Below are 16810 nucleotides of genomic sequence, written 5' to 3' on the forward strand. Positions count from 1 at the left end.
TCGGCGCAGGGGCGAGGTGGGGAGCTGCCATGGCTGATCGGTCCGCAGAGCGTGGGGACGCCGGGCGACTGGAGGCCGAGGGGGAGGTCGCGACCGCCCGGATCGCCCTGGCGGACGGCGATCTGACGCACGCGGCAAGCCATTTGGAGGACGCGCTCGCCCGGGACCCCGGCCTGCCTGAGACACACGAGGCCCTGGCGGAGTTCGCCGCGTGTGCCGGAGGCGCCGAGAAGGCCCTGGACTGGTTCGAGCCGGAGAAGCGGGCGTACATCGGGACGGTCGCCGCACGCGGGCACCTGTGCGCGGTCGCCGGGCGGTGGGACGAGGCCCTGGGCCTGCTCGCCCAGTGCGCCGGCCACGAGCCGGACCGGCCGTGGCTGGACGTCGCCTGGCTGCGCCGCCCCGGCATCGCGGAACTCCTCGACCCGGACACCGTCGCCCGCGCCGCCGCCGGCGTGGCCCCGCGGTTGCCCGACCCGGTGGACGAGGAGCACCGCGCCCCCCTGGTACCGCTGCTCGACCTGCTCCGGGCGAGTGTCGCCCGCCATCCCGACCACACCATGCTCCTGTGGTGCGGTTCCACGCTCGCCCGCCGCATGGGCCGCGCCGAGGACGCCGTCGCCTGGGCCGAGCGCTCGTATGCCCTGGAGCCCTGCCACCCCGCCGCCGTGATGCTCGGCTACGCGCTGCGCAGCGCGGGCCGCCCCGAGGAGGCACTCGACGTGTGGCGCCGCGAGGTGCTGCGCGACCCCTCCGACCTCGATCTGTGCATCGACATCGCCGAGTTGCTCCAGGCCCTCGGCCGTCCGGCGGAGGGCCTGGAATGGGCGGAACGCGCCGCCGCGGCCGACCCCGCCCACCCCAAGGCGGCCCCGGCCGCGCACGCCCTGCGCCACGCGATCGACGGCGGTACGCGGCACCTTGTCGCGCTCGCCGACCACCTGCGCGACGCCCCGGACCACGCGTACGCCGGCGAACTCCTCGCCCGCCTCGGCCGCGGCCGCCCCTGGCTCAACTGGATACCCGGCGGCAACGAGGCGATCGTCAGCCTGCTCCACCAGGCCCTGGAGCAGCGGGTCGCCGCCGACGCCGAACTGGGCCTCACCCTCTCCGCCCTGGAGCCGCCGAGCGCGCTGCTCGCCCTGCGCACGGCCTTCCCCCGTGCCACCCTCGCCGTCCAGGACGTGCCCGAGCCGGACCTGCGGGTGCCGCCCCGCCCGGTGACCACACCGCTGTGGGCGTACGAGGGGACCACCCCGCGCCCCGCCGTGCGGCCCCCGTCGCCCGAGGCCGCCGAGGCGGTGCGCCGCGTCGCGTGGCACGGCTGGCCGCATCTGCCCGCCGCCTACGACGACGCGGTGGTGCTGTCCGCCCTCGACCCCGAGGACCTGCTGGGCGTCCTGGTCCACCCGCCCGCCCCGCGCGACGACGAACTCGGCCGGGCGCTCGCGGCGCAGGCCCCCGACCTGTGGATCCGCGCCGCGCAGGTCTGGGCGTGCCTGGGGCTCGCCCACCACCGCACCGACGAGCCGTGGCCGGTGTCCCGGCGGCGCGCGCTCCTGGCCGACGTGCTCGGCAACGCGGAGGACTGGGTGTGCGAGGCGGCCGCGCTCGCGATCGTCGCCACCGCCTGGGTGGATCCCGCGGCCCGCGAGGACGCCGCCCAACTGGTGTCCCGCCGGCTGCTGGACGCCCTGGAGGCCCGCACGTCCCGTGTGGTGACACTCACTTGGTCGCTGTGCCACCTCGCCCTCGCCGTCCCGGGTGTCCCTCCGGAGGTGGCGGCGCTGGCGGCCGACGTGGTCCGCGCGATCGAGGCCGAGGACCCCGCCGGCTCCGGGGTGCCGGAGGGCGCCTGACCCCCCGCGGCTACAGCCCGCCGGAGACGCGCAGTATCGCGCCGGTGGTGTACGACGCCTCCGGCGACATCAGCCACGCCACCGCGCCGGCCACCTCCTCCGGCTCCCCGGGCCGCCGCATGGGCACCCGGTCCCGGTTCCGCCACGGCCGCTCCGCGTCGCCCATGGCCGCGTGGATGCCGGTCACGATCATGCCGGGCTGCACCGAGTTGACCCGCACGCCGTCCGGGGCGAGCTCCTTGGCGAGGCCGAGCGTGAGGGCGTCCACGGCGGCCTTGCTGGCCGCGTAGTGCACGTACTCCCCGGGGCTGCCCAGCGTCGCGGCGCCCGAGGAGATGTTGACGATGGCGCCGCCCCCGCCCCCGTGCCGCGTGGACATCTCGAGCGCGGCCCGGCGCGCGCACAGGATCGCGCCCATCACGTTGACGTCGACGACCCGGCGCATCTCCTCGACCGGCGTCTCGGTGAAGCGGCCGAGCGGCCCGGTCACGCCCGCGTTGTTGACCAACCCGGTGATCGCGCCCAGCCGCTCCCGCACGGTGTCGAAGAGCCGCTCCACCTGATCCCCGTCACTGGTGTCGCCCTGCACCGCGACGCACTCGGCGCCCGCCTCGCGCACCTTCCGGACGACCTCCTCGGCCTCCTCGCGCGCCCGCTGGTAGCCGATGCCCACGGCGTGCCCGTCGCGCGCGAGCCGCAGCGCCACCGCCGCCCCGATGCCGCGCCCGCCGCCGGTGACCACCGTGACCGCCGTCATGACCGTGCTCCCTCGCCGTCCGTGTATCCGCCACGTGCCGGTGGCGACCGCGAACGCTACCAGCGTGCGAACGGCCTGTGACGGGCGCGAACACCATGTGAACGCTGCGCGGCGGCCGCGGCCGGATCCGCCCGGGGCGGCGAGCATTGGTCTTGACCAAGTCGCAGGGCGGCCCTATCGTCCCCTAGTAGTGCAAGAACCTTTAATAAAGAGCCGTTCGGAAACAAGGCTGAACAAACCCCCGGTGGGGCCAGGCCGATTGCGGAGGATCAGGGTGGGGACCACGCAGCTCGAGAATGTGCCGGAGCCCAAGTACTGGCACCTCAAGACCGTGCTCGTCGACGCCCTCGACTCGGAGTTCGCGGTGGGGGAGATCCTGCCGAACGAGCGCGACCTCGCCGCCCGCTTCGGCGTCGCCAGGGCCACGCTGCGCCAGGCGCTGGAGCAGCTGGAGCTGGAGGGGCGCCTGCAGCGCCGCCGCGGCGTCGGCACCACCGTCGCCCCGCCCCGCGTCGGCGTCTCCGTCGGTCCCTCCCAGGGCACTTGGCCGGGCGACGCGGGTGACGCGTGGCGCACCGTGGGCTGCGCCGAGGCCGCCGCGCCCGCCTCGGTCGCCGCCGCTCTGGGTATCGCCGCCGACGAGCCGGTCCACACCGTCCGCCGGGTGCGCGCGATGGGCGGCCAGTCCGTGGCCACCGAGCTGCTGTACGTGCCGCGGGCCTCGGTGCCGGGCCTCGGGGACGACCTGACGCCCGCCGGCCACGCCCCGGCCGTGCTGCGCGCGCTGCACGCCCTCGAACTCGACGGGGACGACCGCGCGGTGGAGCTGGGTTCGGCCCGTGCCGAGGACGCCAAGCAGCTCGACCGGCTGCCGGGCGCCCCGGTTCTCGTCGTGACCACCCGCTACTTCAGCGGCGGCCGTGTCGCCGCCGTGGCGGTCGCCACCTACCGGGCCGACACCTGCCGGCTCACGTTCGGCGACAGCGGCGCCATGGAGATCACCCACCACGACGGCGAACGGCACGCGGCGGCCTCCTGAGGCACCCGCCCGGGCCGCCCGGTCAGTAGTAGCGGCCGGTGTTGGCGTCCTTCGCGCCCTGCGCGCCGGACGGCACGGGCACCGGGTGCCCGGCGCAGCGCACGTCCCCGTCGCCGACGCTGCCCGAGGTCAGGTAGCGGTCGACACGCGAGATCAGGCACTGGTTCCAGATGCTGACCAGGCCGTGCGAGCCGCGTCCCACCTCGGTGATCAGCCGGGAGCCGGGCAGCCTGCGGTGCAGCTCCAGCGCGCCCTCGTACGGCGTGGCGGCGTCCCGTTCGGACTGCGTCAGGAGCACCGGCGGCAGCTCGGCGGCCAGGGCGCCGACGTCGAGCGCCTCCCCGGCCGGCGCGGGCCAGGTGGCGCACGGCAGGTTCATCCAGGCGTTGGGCCAGGTCTCGAAGGGGTGCCGGAGCGCGAGGCGCGAGTTGTCGCGGTCCCAGGTGGCCCAGTCGCGCGGCCAGGCGGCGTCCGAGCACTGCACGGCCAGATAGACCGCGTCGCCGTTCTCCGCGTCCTTCGCCCCGGAACGGTCGGGTGCCGCCGCGGCCACCAGGGGCTTGTCGTCGCCGTGCAGATAGCGCGAGAGCTGGTGCGCGAAGACCACCCAACGCTGGTCGTAGTAGGCGGCGTTCTCGGCGGCCGCGTGCAGCTCGCCGGGGCCGACGGTGCCACCGGCGGGCTTCTTGGCCAGCTTGCGCATCGCGAGGTCGAAGGAGGCCTGCACCCGGCTCGGCGTGGAGCCGAGCTTGTAGACGGAGTCGTAACGGGCCACCCAGGCGCGCCAGTCGGCCCAGCGGCCCTCGAACGCCACGTCCTGGCTGAGGTTGGTGCCGTACCAGACGCCCCGCGGGTCCGGGTCGACGACGCTGTCCAGCACCATGCGGCGCACATGGCGGGGGAAGAGCGTGGCGTACACCGCGCCCAGGTAGGTGCCGTACGAGACGCCGTAGTAGTTCATGCGGCTCTCGTGCAGGGCGGCGCGGATGACGTCCATGTCGCGTGCCATGTCGGCGCTCGTCATGTGGGCGAGCAGGGCCCCGGAGCGGCGGCCGCAGCCGTCCGCGCGGGTCCTGGCCTCGGCGCGCTCCCGGTTCTTGGCGGCCGTGGTGGCGGTGCGCGGGTCGGGCGAGGGCGCGTGGAAGTAGTTCTCCGGGCGCACGCAGGAGATGGGTGCCGAGTGGCCGACGCCGCGCGCGTCGAAGCCGATCAGGTCGTACGTCCTGGCGGCCGTCGCCCACACCTTGCGGGTCACCGGTCCCGCGCTCTTCAGACCGACGGCGGGGAACCACAGCCCGGGGGCGCCCGGGCCGCCCGGGTTGAACAGCAGCACGCCCTGCCGGCCCGAGGCCGGGCCGGTGGCGCGCAGGCGGCTCACCAGCAGCTCGATCCGCCGGCCGTTCGGCTGGGCGTAGTCCACCGGCACCGCGACCTTGCCGCACTGCACCGGCGCGGCCATGCCGCTGTCCTTGGGGCAGGGGCCGAAGGCGATGCCCGCGTCCGCGGCCGCGTCGGCGGCCAGGGCGACACCCGCCGTCCGCAAGGGGTCGTCCACGGGACCGGGCATGAAGGCCGAGGCGGGGGCCGCGGTGAGCGCCCCCGCCGCCAGGACCACGGACACACCCAGGATCACAGCTCGCCGCACGCGGGACGCCCTTCCACCGGCCGCGCCACCGCGGCGCGGCGTCAACTGCCGATGACAGGGATCGTCGGCTGGTCGGACAAACCGGCAAAACAAGCAGGCCGGTGAGTCGTGAGATTTCCCCCGAATTGCTCTCGAATCGCCCCGGCTCCGGTCGCCGCTCAGCGGTTGAGCAGAGAGGTGCGCGCCACCGCGAAGAGCTGCTCCTCGACGTGGTCCAGGGCCAGCCGGAGCGCGCCGGTCGCCACCGCCTCCTGCCCCAGCGCCGACAGCGCCACCTCCGGCGGCCGCAGGCAGTAACGGGCCAACTCGGCGCGCAGCGGCTCCAGCACGCCGTCCAGGCCGGCCGCCCAGCCCCCGATCACGACGAGTTCGGGGTCGATGGCCAGCACGAGCGCCGCCACATCGTGCACCAGGCGCTGCAGGAAGCGCTCGACAGCCTCGCGGGCCTGCGCGTCGCCCGCCCTCGCCAGCGCGAAGACCTCCGCGACCGCGGGCTCGTCCAGCGGGTGCAGCGGTGTGCCGGTCGTCGACAGCAGGCGTTCCGGGGTCGCCTCGCGGCCGAGCAGGTGCAGGGCGCCGATCTCGCCCGCCGCCCCGCCGAAACCCCGGTGCAGCCGGCCGCCGATCAGCGAGCCCGCGCCCGGGCTGAGCCCGGCCAGTACGAAGACGACGTCGTCGGTGCCGACGGCCGCGCCCTTCCAGTGCTCCGCCACGGCCGCCGCGTTCGCGTCGTTCTCCACCAGCACCGGACAGCGGAACGACCGGCGCAGCCGTTCGCCCAGCGGCAGGCCCGTCCACCCCGGGAGGGCCGTGCTCAGCCGTACCGCGCCGTCCGTCTCCACGATCCCCGGGCTGCCGACGCCGACCGCCCACAAGGTGCTGCGCGCCACTCCCGCCTTGCGCAGCAGCTCGGCGACCGTGCCCCGTACTCGTTCGAGCCGTTCCTCCGCCGGAGTCGCGTCGGCCACGTCGTGCGCCAGCGAACCGAGGACCCGGCCGCTCAGGTCCGACAGCAGCGCCCGCACCTGGCGGGCCCCGATCTCGATGCCCAGCAGATGACCGGCCTCGGCATGGAAGCGGAACCTGCGCGCCGGGCGGCCCTGTTTGCGCGCGTCCCCCGGCTCCTGCGGCGCCTCGACCACCAGGCCCGACTCCATCAGGCCCTCGATCACACCCTCGACGGTCGGCCGCGACAGCCCGGTGCTGTGCACCAGTTCGGTCAGGCTCGGCCCGGGGGCACCACGCAGCGCGTGCAGCACCACAGCGGAATTGATCCGCCGGAGCAGGGACGGATCCCCGCCGGTGAGCCCCGCCAAAGTACGTCCTCCCAGCGTGCGCGCGTGTTGGCCGGATCGTACCCGCCCGGGCCGTCCGCGGCGAGTGGCCCGGCGGTCCCTTCCGTGACGCGACGTCAAGTGTCGGACCCGGGGGGTTTACTGTTCCCATGGATCTCGTACGTCACCTCGCCGCCGTGGAGGCGCTGCGCGCCCGCCTCGACGCGGCCGGCGGCGACCCCGGATTCCACCTCGCGGACCTCGCCGCCGGGGACGGGGGCCGCGATCCCGACGAGGGACTGCTCCCGCAGTGGGAGGACGACGTGGGGGCGGCCTGCGAGTCCCTCGTGTCCGCCCTGACCGGCCGCTTCGGCGCAGCGGCCACGATGGTCGACCTCCGTCCCCACCTTGAGCGTTCGGCGCTGGGCGAGGCCGTACCGGCGCCGCTGGCGGTCCTGAGCGGCCACGCCGACGAGGCCTTCACCTGGCGGGTCGGCCGGCACTGGATAGCGATAGCCGACGCCAGGCCGCATCTGCTCGCCGCCGTCGCCGACACGGACCTCATCCCTTAGAGCGGCTTCTCGTCCGCAGTGCTCGACGGCTGGGTGACCGGGCGCCTACGCTGCGTGCGGAACAGCTTGACGCGACATCATGCGCGGCGGCACGTGCCCGGACAGGCCCCGGGAGTCCGCCCGGCGGACCGGACGCCCCGGCGGACGGACGGCCGGACGCCGACCGGATCCGCGCCGCGTCGCGCGATCCAGGGGGAACCGCCCATGCCGCACCCGCGCCGTACCGTTCACCTCCCACCTCTCCGTGCCCTCCGCCGTGTGCGGCGCCTGCCGGCCGCCGTGTTCTCGGCCGTTCTGGCCGTCGTCAGCGCCCTGGTGCTCGCACCGGCCGCCGCCGCCGAACCCGCCACGAACACCGGCTACCCGGCAGGCGCCACCGCGACCCGCTACTCCGGGCTCGCCTTCGACGCCTGCACGGCCCCGCCGCTGACCACCATCCAGGCGTGGAACGCCTCGCCGTACCGCGCGCTCGGCGTGTACATCAGCGGGGTCAACCGCACCTGCGCCCAGCCCGAACTGACGGTGGCCTGGGTCACCTCCGTCTCCCGGCTGAAGTGGCGCCTGCTGCCGATCCACAAGGGCCTCCAGCCACCGTGCGGGGGCCGCCCCACCGACGCGAAGATCAGCCGCACCGCGGCAACCGCCCGCACCCAGGGCACCACCGCGGCCCGGGACGCCATCGCCGCGGCCAAGGCGCTCGGCATGCGCCCCGGCAGCGCCTTCTACAACGACATCGAGAACTACACGCAGTCCGACACCGGCTGCCGCACCGCCGTGCTCAGCTATCTGTCCGCCTGGACCAAGGAGTTGCACCGCCTCGGCTACCTCTCGGGCGTCTACATGAACCTCAACCTCGGGGCCCGGCAGCTCGCCGACGTCTTCACCTCGGCGTCCTACGCCCGCCCCGACGCCCTGTGGATCGCGCGCTACGACGGCGCCGACACCCTCAAGGGCTGGACCGGCGTGGCGGACGCCAAGTGGGCCGTCCACCAGCGGGCCAAGCAGTACCGCGGCAGCCACAACGAGACCTACGGAGGCGTCACGGTCAACATCGACAACGACCGCCTCGACGCCCCCGTCGCCACCGTCGCGTACGCCTACACGGTGACCGGCACAGGCGTCCTCAACGCCCGCTCCGGGCCGTCCGGCAGCTACCCCGTCGTCCGGACCCACGCGTCCCGCTCCGCACTCCAGGTCCTGTGCCAGACGCCCGGCCCGAAGGTCGGCACCACTACCGTGTGGGACAAGCTGAGCGACGGCACCTACGTGACCGACCACTACGTCAGCACGCCCTCGACGACCGGCTACAGCTCACCCCTCCCGCGCTGCGTCTACCCCTACCAGACCACCGCGACCGGCGGACTGACCCAGCGGAGCGGCCCCGGCACCTCGTACGCCGCCCAGGGCACCGTGCCGAACGGCGGGCTGGCGTGGGTGGTGTGCCAGCGGAGCGGCACCAAGGTCGGCACCACCGCGGTCTGGGACCGGCTCGACAGCGGCCGCTACGTCTCGGACCACTACGTGGCCTCACCCAGCGGCACCACGTACAGCAAGCCGGTGCCGCGCTGCTGAGGCCGGGACTCAGTCACCGGCCTCGGCCCGCAGCCGCCCGAACTCCTCCACCATCGCCGCCGTCGTCCACCCGGCGTTGAGGCCGCTGGGGTTGGGCAGCGCCCAGATCCGCGTGTCGCCGACCGTCCGCTCCTGCGGACCGATCGCGGCACGCGGGTCGGCGAACGCCACCCGGTAGGCGGTGACACCCACCACCGCCAGCCAGCGCGGCCGGTGCCGGAGCACCCGCTCCGTCAACAGCGCTCCGCCCGCGACGAGTTCGGCCCTGCTGAGCTCGTCCGCGCGGGCGGAGGCACGCGCCGCCACATTGGTGATCCCGAGCCCGTACGACAGCAACTCCTCCTGCTCGGAGGGGTCCAGCCGGCGCGGCGTGAACCCGGAGCCGTGCAGGACCGGCCAGAACCTGTTGCCGGGACGCGCGAAGTGATGGCCGGTGGCGGCGGACATCAGACTCGGATTGATGCCGCAGAAGAGCACGCGCAGACCGTCCGCGATCACATCGGGGACGGTGCGCTCGCGGGCGGCCTCCAGCTCGTCCTGCGGGGGCCTGCCGGTCGTCAGAGGATGGCCCCGGGCCGGTACGAGGCCGCCAGCGGATGACGCGACGTGACCTCCTCGACGCGCCGGACGACCTCCGCGACCTGCGCGGACGCCGCGCCGGTGAAGGAGAGCCGGTCCGCCATGAGGGCGTCGAGCTGCGCGCGGTCCAGCGGGATCCGCTCGTCCTCGGCGAGCCGGTCCAGCAGCTCGTTGCGGTCGGCGCCCTTCTCGCGCATCGAGAGCGCGGACGCCACCGCGTGCTCCTTGATGACCTCGTGCGCGACCTCCCGGCCGACCCCGGCGCGAACCGAGGCCATGAGCACCTTCGTGGTCGCCAGGAAGGGCAGGTAGCGGTCGAGTTCGCGGGCGATGACGGCCGGGAAGGCGCCGAACTCGTCGAGCACCGTCAGGAAGGTCTCCATCAGGCCGTCCAGCGCGAAGAACGCGTCCGGCAGCGCCACGCGCCGCACCACCGAGCAGGAGACGTCGCCCTCGTTCCACTGGTCGCCGGCCAGCTCGCCGACCATCGAGGCGTAGCCCCGCAGGACGACGGCCAGGCCGTTGACGCGCTCGCAGGAGCGGGTGTTCATCTTGTGCGGCATGGCCGAGGAGCCGACCTGCCCGGGCTGGAAGCCCTCGGTGACCAGTTCGTTGCCGGCCATCAGCCGGATCGTCTTGGCCAGCGAGGAGGGCGCGGCGGCCAGCTGCACCAGCGCGGTGACGGCGTCGTAGTCCAGCGAGCGCGGGTAGACCTGGCCCACCGAGGTGAACTCGCGCGAGAAGCCCAGGTGCTGCGCGACCCGCCGCTCCAGCTCCGCGAGCCTCGCCTCGCCCTCGGCCCCGCCGCCCAGCAGGTCCAGCATGTCCTGCGCGGTGCCGACCGGGCCCTTGATGCCGCGCAGCGGGTAGCGGCCGAGGAGGTCCTCGACGCGGGCGAACGCGACCAGCAGCTCGTCGGCGGCGGTCGCGAACCGCTTGCCGAGCGTGGTGGCCTGGGCGGCGACGTTGTGGGAGCGCCCGGCCATGACCAGCTCGCCGTACTCGGCGGCCAGCCGGCCCAGGCGGGCGAGCACGGCCACCGAGCGGTCGCGCACGAGCTCCAGCGACAGCCGGATCTGCAGCTGCTCGACGTTCTCCGTGAGGTCGCGCGAGGTCATGCCCTTGTGGACCTGCTCGTGGCCCGCGAGCGCGTTGAACTCCTCGATGCGGGCCTTGACGTCGTGCCGCGTGACCTTCTCGCGCTCCGCGATGGACGCGAGGTCCACCTGCTCCAGCACCCGCTCGTAGTCCGCGATGGCCTCGTCCGGCACCTCGATCCCGAGGTCCTTCTGCGCCCGCAGCACCGCCAGCCACAGGCGGCGCTCCAGCACCACCTTCTGCTCGGGGGACCACAGGGTGGCGAGCTCCACGGATGCGTAGCGGCCGGCCAGGACGTCGGGGATGCGGGGCTTGGAAGTCACGTAGCGAGAGTTTACCCGCCGTCCATGGCCGCCGCCCACGCCCAGGGGGGAGTGGAAAGGCCAGGTCAGAAACGCTCAGCCGGCGATGTGGCGGTGCGTCCGCGCGAGGTCGGTGCGGGGTTCAGGGACCGGTCGGCTCCGGACATCAGGCGGCGGACGTCGCTGCGGTGTCAGAGGTGGCTGCGATCGTCGGCCCATGGACGAATGGGTCGAACAGGTCGATGAACGCGATCTCGTGGTGGCTGTGGTGCGCCGCGCCGAGGCTGTCCACCGGGGTTGGCTGCACCGGATCGCCGTGACGATGTGTCGCGATCGAGAGGGACGGTTCCTCGTCCACCGGCGTTCCGGGCGGGTGTCCCGCTTCCCGGGGCACTACGAGGTCGCGGTCGGCGGTGCGGTCGCCGTGGGCGAGTCGTACGAAGCGGCGGCAGCCCGCGAGCTGGAGGAGGAGCTGGGGGTCCAGGTGCCGGTTCACCCCGTGGTCAAGTTCCTGAGCCTTGGCGGCCTGAGCCCTCATTGGCTCGCGATCCACGAGGCCGTCGTCCTCGGCCAGGTCAGGCCCGACGGGGACGAGGTCGTGTGGCACGACTGGATGACCGGGAGCGAGCTGTCGGGCTTCATGCGACGGCAGGTCTTCACTCCGGACAGCCACGAGGTACTGAGCCGGTATGTCGCCGCGGACCGGCCGGTGCCCTCGGAGGAATGGTGAGGCCCGGGGTCCGGATCAGGCGTCCGCGGCCGGGAGGGGGAGCAGTTCCGCGCGCTTGGGGGACAGTCCGTCGCCGGAGGAGCGGCCGGTGAGGCGGCGGCCGATCCACGGGACCAGGTGCTGCCGGGTGAAGCGCAGGTCGGCCGTCCGGCGGGCCGCCCAGGGGAGCTTGATCCCGACGGGCAGGGCCTCTGTCCAGTCGAAGCCCGGGGTGTGGCCGAGGGCCTGCCAGACCGCCTCGGCCACCCGGCGGTGGCCCTCCTCGTCCAGGTGCAGCCGGTCGTCCGCCCACAGGCGCGGATCACCCAGCACATCTGCCCCGTACAGGTCGACCACGAGGGCGCCGTGCCGGGCGGCCAGCTGGTCGATGAAGGCGAACAGCTCCTCCATGCGCGGCTGGAAACGGGCCGCGACCGGGCCCCGGCGGGCGGGGCTGCGCATCAGGACGAGTTGGCGGCAGCTCGGCGACAGCCGCTCGACGGCCTTCTCCAGCAGCGCGCACACCCGCGGGACGTCGCACTTGGGCCGCAGCACGTCGTTCAGACCGCCGACCAGCGTCACCAGGTCCGCGCCCATCGAGGCCGCGGTCTCCACCTGCTCGTCGACGATCTGCTGGATGAGCTTGCCCCGTACGGCCAGATTGGCGTAGCGGAAGTCCGGGCTGTGCGCAGCGAGCCGGCCCGCGAGGAGGTCGGCCCAGCCCCGGTAGGTGCCGTTCGGCAGGGCGTCCGACATGCCCTCGGTGAAGGAGTCGCCGAGCGCGACGAAGCTGGTGTGGGTGGCGGTCATCTCCATGGCGGCCGTGATCCTACCGGGCCGCTTCGAGGGCGCCTCAGGGGGCCGGTGCGTGCCCCATCAGCTGCCTGAGCACGTCCTCCATCGTCACCAGGCCCATGCCGCGCCCCTGGTCGTCGACCACCGCCGCCAGGTGCGCGCCGCTGGCCCGCATCGCGGCCAGGACGTCGTCCAGCGGCGTCGCCGCGCCCACGCGGGTGATGCGCCGGATCGCGCCGCGCGGGAACGGCAGGTCGCGGCGGGCCGGGCCGCAGGCGAGGGCGTCCTTGACATGCAGGTAGCCCAGGACGCGGCCGGATTCCCCGGTGACCGGGAAGCGGGAGAACCCCGAGCGCGCGCTCAGCCGCTCCAGCCCCTCGGGGGTGATGTCCGAGCGCGCCACCACCACCCGGTCGGCGGGCACCACGACCTCGCCCACCGGCCGGCGGCCCAGTTCGAGGGCGTCCTGCAGCCGGATCGCGGCCCGCTCGTCCAGCAGTCCCGCGGCCCCCGCGTCGGTGACCATCCGGGCCAGCTCGTCGTCGGAGAACACGGCGGCGACCTCGTCCTTCGGCTCCACCCGCAACAGCTTCAGCAGCCCGTTGGCGAACGCGTTGATCGTGAAGATCACCGGGCGCAGCGCCCGTGCCAGCGTCACCAGCGGCGGCCCGAGCGCCAGCGCGGTGCGCTCGGGCGCGGCGAGCGCGATGTTCTTCGGCACCATCTCGCCCAGCAGCATGTGCGCGTACGTGGCCAGGGTCAGAGCGATCGCGAACGACGCGACATGGACCGCGTTCTCCGGCACGTGCAGCGCCTGGAACAGCGGGGACAGCAGGTGCTCGATGGCGGGCTCGGCCACGATGCCGAGCACCAGGGTGCACAGCGTGATCCCCAGCTGCGCGGCGGCCAGCAGCGGCGACAGGTGCTGGAGTCCCCACAGGACGTGCCGCGCGCCGCGTTCCCCGGCCTCCGCGCGGGGCTCGATCTGGCTGCGCCGCACAGAGATCATGGCGAACTCGGCGCCGACGAAGAACGCGTTCACCACCAGCGTCAGCAGGCCGACGAGGATCTGCAGGAAGGTCATCGCACCCCCGCCGCGCCGTCGCCGGTCCCGTCCCGCGCCGCCGCATCCCCGTCGCCGGGCGGCTCCTCGCCCGGCGGCGGGGAGATCAGCCGCACATGCGCGGCCCGGTGCCCGGTGTCGTCGGTGACCTCCAGCACCCACCCGGCGGCCTCGGCGACGTCCCCGGTGACGGGGATGCGGCCGAGCCGCTCCGCGATCAGGCCGGCCAGCGTCTCGTACGGGCCCTCGGGCGCCCGCAGCCCGATCCGGGCCAGCTGGTCGGTGCGCGTGGCGCCGTCGGCGTCGTAGACCCGGCGGCCGGTGCGGTCCCGGTGGACGAAGGCGATGTCGGGCGTCTCCTGCGGGTCGTGCTCGTCCCGCACCTCGCCGACGACCTCCTCGACGATGTCCTCCAGGGTGACGACCCCGGCCGTGCCCCCGTACTCGTCGATCACCACCGCCATGCCCGTGTCCCCGGCGAGCCGGTCCAGCAGCCGGTCCACGGTCAGCGACTCGGGCACCAGCAGCGGCTCGCGCAGCAACGGGGTCAGCGGATGGCCCGGCCGGCGCTCGGCCGGCACGGCCAGCACGTCCTTGATGTGGACGATGCCGATGACGTCGTCCAGTCCGCCCCGGTGCACGGGGAAGCGGGACAGGCCGGTCGCCCGGGTCGCGTCGGCGACGTCCTGGCAGCTCGCGCGCTCGTCCAGGGAGGCGACCTGGACGCGGGGGGTCATGACGTTCTCGGCGGTCAGCTCCGCCAGGCCCAGGGTGCGGACGAACAGTTCGGCGGTGTCGGCCTCCAGGGCCCCGGCCCGCGCCGAGTGCCGGGCCAGCGCGACCAGCTCCTCCGGGCTGCGGGCGGACGCGAGCTCCTCGGCGGGCTCCATGCCCAGGCGACGCAGAATCCGGTTGGCCGAGTTGTTGAGATGCCGGATGAGCGGGCCGAAGGCGGTGGTGAACGCCCGCTGCGCGGGGGCGACCGCCCTGGCGACCGGCAGCGGACGGGAGATCGCCCAGTTCTTGGGGACCAGTTCGCCGACCACCATCAGCACGACTGTCGAGAGCGCCGTGCCCAGGACCAGAGCGAGCGACGTCGCCCCCGCCCGCGGCATCCCGAGCGCGCGCAAGGGCCCGGCCAGCAGCTTCGCGATCGAGCCTTCGGCCAGCATGCCGATCACCAGGCCCGTGACGGTGATGCCGAGCTGGGCCCCGGACAACTGCAGCGTCAGGGTGCGCACGGCACGCAGCGCCGCGGACGCGCCCCGCTCACCGGCCCGCGCGGCGCGCTCCAGATCGGCGCGCTCGACGGTGGTCAGCGAGAACTCCGCGGCGACGAAGACCGCACACGCCAGGGTGAGCAGCAGCGCGACGGCCAGCAGGAGCACTTCGGTCATCGGGACACCTCGATCCCATGATCGGTCAGCGGACGGTGGCGCGCGCGATTTTGCTGCCGTCGGGGGAGGCGGCGCGAGCCCCCGCGGGCCGGGCGCGTCAGCCGGCGGCGGGCGGGCCGGGCGGGCGCACGCCGACCAGGGGCTTCGTCCAGCGTCGCCATTCCTCGTTCGGCAGGTAGCCCGCCGACCGCCAGGCGTGATGGGCCCGCTCGTTGCGCACCAGCACCATCGCGTCCCCGCGGCGGCCGCCGAACGCGGTGAAGCGGGTCTCGGCCGCGGCCAGCAGCGCGGTCGCGACGCCCTGGCGGCGCCGTTGCGGGTGCACAGCCAGGCGGTACAGGTGGCAGCGCCAGCCGTCGAAGCCGGCGATCACGGTGCCGACGAGTTCCCCGTCGCGTTCGGCGAGGAGCAGTGCCTCGGGGTCGCGCGCGATGAGCCCGCGCACCCCGGCCAGGTCGTCGCTGACGGTGGTCCCCTCCGCCGCGTCCTTCCAGAAGGCCAGCACCCTTTCGGCGTCGGCAGGTGCCGCGCCGCGTATCCGCAGATCGTTCACGCCCCCACCCAAGCAGGCCGCCCCGGCGCAGGTCGAGGGTTTTACGTGCCGTTCCGCCCGGGTCCCGCGATCACGCGGGCGAAGCCCCCCGGACGCCCCGGCGCGGTGCTGCTCCTTGCGGATGAGGCACCTGCACGCGATCGTCGGCGCCGGACGAGGATGTCGAACGTGCGCTCGGTGTCGTGCGCCGCGGCGACCTGGGTCCTCGGGCCGAAGACGCGGGTGTCGCAAGTTCGAATCCAGCCTGGGCACACCGTAGTGAGGACACCCACGGCCCCCGAACCCGAAACCCCACCCGCCCCCGAACCCGAGCTGACCGACTGCCCTGACTGCAAGGTCCGGCCAGGCCGCCCCCCTCCCGGATGCGACGTCGCCCGCTGGGGCCGCCACCGGTCAGCAGCGCGCTGGCTGCGGCCACGGCGGCTCCGTTTGCAACACCCGCTGAACCGGCATGTGGCCCGGCGACGCCGAGTGCCACGAGTAGGGCTTCGTCATCGACCTTGGCCACTCATCCCTCCCCGATATCAACCGCACCTAAGCCGAGTGTGACTGGGATCCCGCCCAGCAGCGCATGGTCCGTCGCGCCACCTGACCCCACATCCCGACACAGACACCACGAGGGCCATGCCCGCTGTCGGTGCCACATGCCACACTGCTTCCGCCGCCGTGGCATCGATCGCCACCCGAAGGGGTCCAACGTGACTGCGACACACGATCAGACGCTAGTGAACGCAGTCCTGGCTCTCGGAGGTACGTGGGATACACAGCGCGCGGTCACGGCGCTCCGTGACGCTGGCATTGAGGCCAGGGACGAACGCGCCCGTGAGAAGCAGGCCCGGCGCGCTCTCCGGCTTCTGGCTGCTGATGGCGTCCTCGTAAAGACGCAGGACCGGCCTGTCGAGTACCGCGTCGCGTCAGGAAGGCTCCTCCCTCGCCCTGCACGCCTTGGGACGGACTACTGATCTCGCCGTAGTCCGCAGTTAGTTGTGGTCGATTGCGCTGGGTCGACGACTCATGGGCCGCGTACCTTGAAGTGTCTGTCCCATCGGGGGACGGCCTCACAACGTCCTATCGGAGGACGCCATGGCTCTCAGCCGCCTTGCCAGCCAATTCGCTGCCGAGATCAAGCAGCATGACTGGTCCGACGCCCCGTACCGGATCGACCGGGCGGGCCACAATCGGGCCAGTGACAGTAACTGCGGCGACGAGGTCCTCAGCGAAAACGAGGCCCAGAACGTCCGTACCAATGTCATGTGGGTCACCGCTCAGGTGTTGGGCTACTCAGACCCGAACTTCGACGTCTACGAGTTCGCCGAGGCGTCTGGCGTAAACATTCTGACGCGCTCCGGCCGGCAGAGCGGCCACATCAGGGTGGGCCTTCGCACGGACTCCGCCGGTCGCTACATGCGCCCAGGTACCTGGGAGTTTGATCCCGAGTACATCACGACCGAGACGAGTGACTTCTACCACGCCGACCTGTACTGCAACGCGTTCCAGCGGGGCTATCGCGGGGCGAAGCTTCTGACGTTCCCGATTGACGGCACAGTGCCCGAGAAGTGGAATCCGTGCGCCCACTGCGTCGGCGACCGAGCCTGA

At 73.7% G+C, this 16810-nt stretch carries 15 protein-coding genes; 6 read left to right on the forward strand and 9 right to left on the reverse strand.

The window, feature by feature from the left end; all coding sequences use genetic code 11:
• Window positions 1-29: 29 nt before the first annotated feature.
• Window positions 30-1859: a hypothetical protein gene (locus ABZ883_RS35775; RefSeq protein ID WP_360913826.1), complete on the forward strand. Its 1830-nt coding sequence runs from the start codon at window positions 30-32 to the stop codon at window positions 1857-1859.
• 10 nt (window positions 1860-1869) lie between these two features.
• On the opposite strand, the gene ABZ883_RS35780 is transcribed toward ABZ883_RS35775, so the two are convergent.
• A complete protein-coding gene (locus ABZ883_RS35780) occupies window positions 1870-2616 on the reverse strand; it encodes an SDR family oxidoreductase (RefSeq protein ID WP_360913828.1) in 747 nt (248 codons plus the stop codon).
• Between the two features lie 274 nt (window positions 2617-2890).
• Between ABZ883_RS35780 and ABZ883_RS35785 the strand changes: the two genes are divergently transcribed.
• The gene (locus ABZ883_RS35785; protein ID WP_360913830.1) at window positions 2891-3655 is read left to right on the forward strand and encodes a GntR family transcriptional regulator; all 765 of its coding nucleotides are present in this window, start codon (window positions 2891-2893) and stop codon (window positions 3653-3655) included.
• Between the two features lie 22 nt (window positions 3656-3677).
• Here the strand turns inward: ABZ883_RS35785 and ABZ883_RS35790 are convergent, their stop codons facing one another.
• On the reverse strand, window positions 3678-5222 hold the full coding sequence (locus tag ABZ883_RS35790) for an alpha/beta hydrolase (protein ID WP_360913953.1): 1545 nt from the start codon (window positions 5220-5222) through the stop codon (window positions 3678-3680).
• Window positions 5223-5458: 236 nt separating this feature from the next.
• A complete protein-coding gene (locus ABZ883_RS35795; RefSeq protein ID WP_360913832.1) occupies window positions 5459-6616 on the reverse strand; it encodes an ROK family transcriptional regulator in 1158 nt (385 codons plus the stop codon).
• A 128-nt stretch (window positions 6617-6744) separates the two neighbouring features.
• Between ABZ883_RS35795 and ABZ883_RS35800 the strand changes: the two genes are divergently transcribed.
• Both ABZ883_RS35800 and ABZ883_RS35805 read left to right on the forward strand, forming a co-directional pair.
• The gene (locus ABZ883_RS35800; protein ID WP_360913834.1) at window positions 6745-7146 is read left to right on the forward strand and encodes a hypothetical protein; all 402 of its coding nucleotides are present in this window, start codon (window positions 6745-6747) and stop codon (window positions 7144-7146) included.
• Between the two features lie 258 nt (window positions 7147-7404).
• Window positions 7405-8718 (forward strand): glycoside hydrolase domain-containing protein, encoded by a 1314-nt coding sequence (locus ABZ883_RS35805; protein WP_360913836.1) that lies wholly within the window; start codon window positions 7405-7407, stop codon window positions 8716-8718.
• Between the two features lie 9 nt (window positions 8719-8727).
• Here the strand turns inward: ABZ883_RS35805 and mug are convergent, their stop codons facing one another.
• A complete protein-coding gene (mug, locus tag ABZ883_RS35810; protein ID WP_360913838.1) occupies window positions 8728-9216 on the reverse strand; it encodes a G/U mismatch-specific DNA glycosylase in 489 nt (162 codons plus the stop codon).
• Between the two features lie 59 nt (window positions 9217-9275).
• On the reverse strand, window positions 9276-10718 hold the full coding sequence (gene purB, locus ABZ883_RS35815) for an adenylosuccinate lyase (RefSeq protein WP_360913840.1): 1443 nt from the start codon (window positions 10716-10718) through the stop codon (window positions 9276-9278).
• 196 nt (window positions 10719-10914) lie between these two features.
• On the opposite strand from purB, the gene ABZ883_RS35820 reads away from it, so the two are divergent.
• Complete coding sequence (locus tag ABZ883_RS35820) at window positions 10915-11427, forward strand: NUDIX domain-containing protein (protein ID WP_360913842.1); 513 nt, start codon at window positions 10915-10917, stop codon at window positions 11425-11427.
• 15 nt (window positions 11428-11442) lie between these two features.
• Here the strand turns inward: ABZ883_RS35820 and ABZ883_RS35825 are convergent, their stop codons facing one another.
• The 4 genes from ABZ883_RS35825 to ABZ883_RS35840 all read right to left on the reverse strand — a co-directional run bounded on the left by ABZ883_RS35825 (window position 11443) and on the right by ABZ883_RS35840 (window position 15214).
• On the reverse strand, window positions 11443-12222 hold the full coding sequence (locus ABZ883_RS35825; protein WP_360913844.1) for an SGNH/GDSL hydrolase family protein: 780 nt from the start codon (window positions 12220-12222) through the stop codon (window positions 11443-11445).
• Window positions 12223-12259: 37 nt separating this feature from the next.
• Complete coding sequence (locus ABZ883_RS35830) at window positions 12260-13285, reverse strand: hemolysin family protein (protein WP_360913846.1); 1026 nt, start codon at window positions 13283-13285, stop codon at window positions 12260-12262.
• Window positions 13282-14661 (reverse strand): hemolysin family protein, encoded by a 1380-nt coding sequence (locus ABZ883_RS35835; RefSeq protein ID WP_360913848.1) that lies wholly within the window; start codon window positions 14659-14661, stop codon window positions 13282-13284. Before ABZ883_RS35835 ends, ABZ883_RS35830 begins: the two co-directional genes overlap by 4 nt.
• 97 nt (window positions 14662-14758) lie before the next feature.
• Complete coding sequence (locus ABZ883_RS35840; RefSeq protein ID WP_360913850.1) at window positions 14759-15214, reverse strand: GNAT family N-acetyltransferase; 456 nt, start codon at window positions 15212-15214, stop codon at window positions 14759-14761.
• Window positions 15215-16297: 1083 nt separating this feature from the next.
• Here ABZ883_RS35840 and ABZ883_RS35845 point away from each other — a divergent pair.
• Window positions 16298-16810 (forward strand): hypothetical protein, encoded by a 513-nt coding sequence (locus tag ABZ883_RS35845; RefSeq protein WP_360913852.1) that lies wholly within the window; start codon window positions 16298-16300, stop codon window positions 16808-16810.

The sequence above is a fragment of the Streptomyces sp. NPDC046977 genome, from assembly GCF_040644455.1.
Classification (GTDB): Bacteria; Actinomycetota; Actinomycetes; order Streptomycetales; family Streptomycetaceae; genus Actinacidiphila.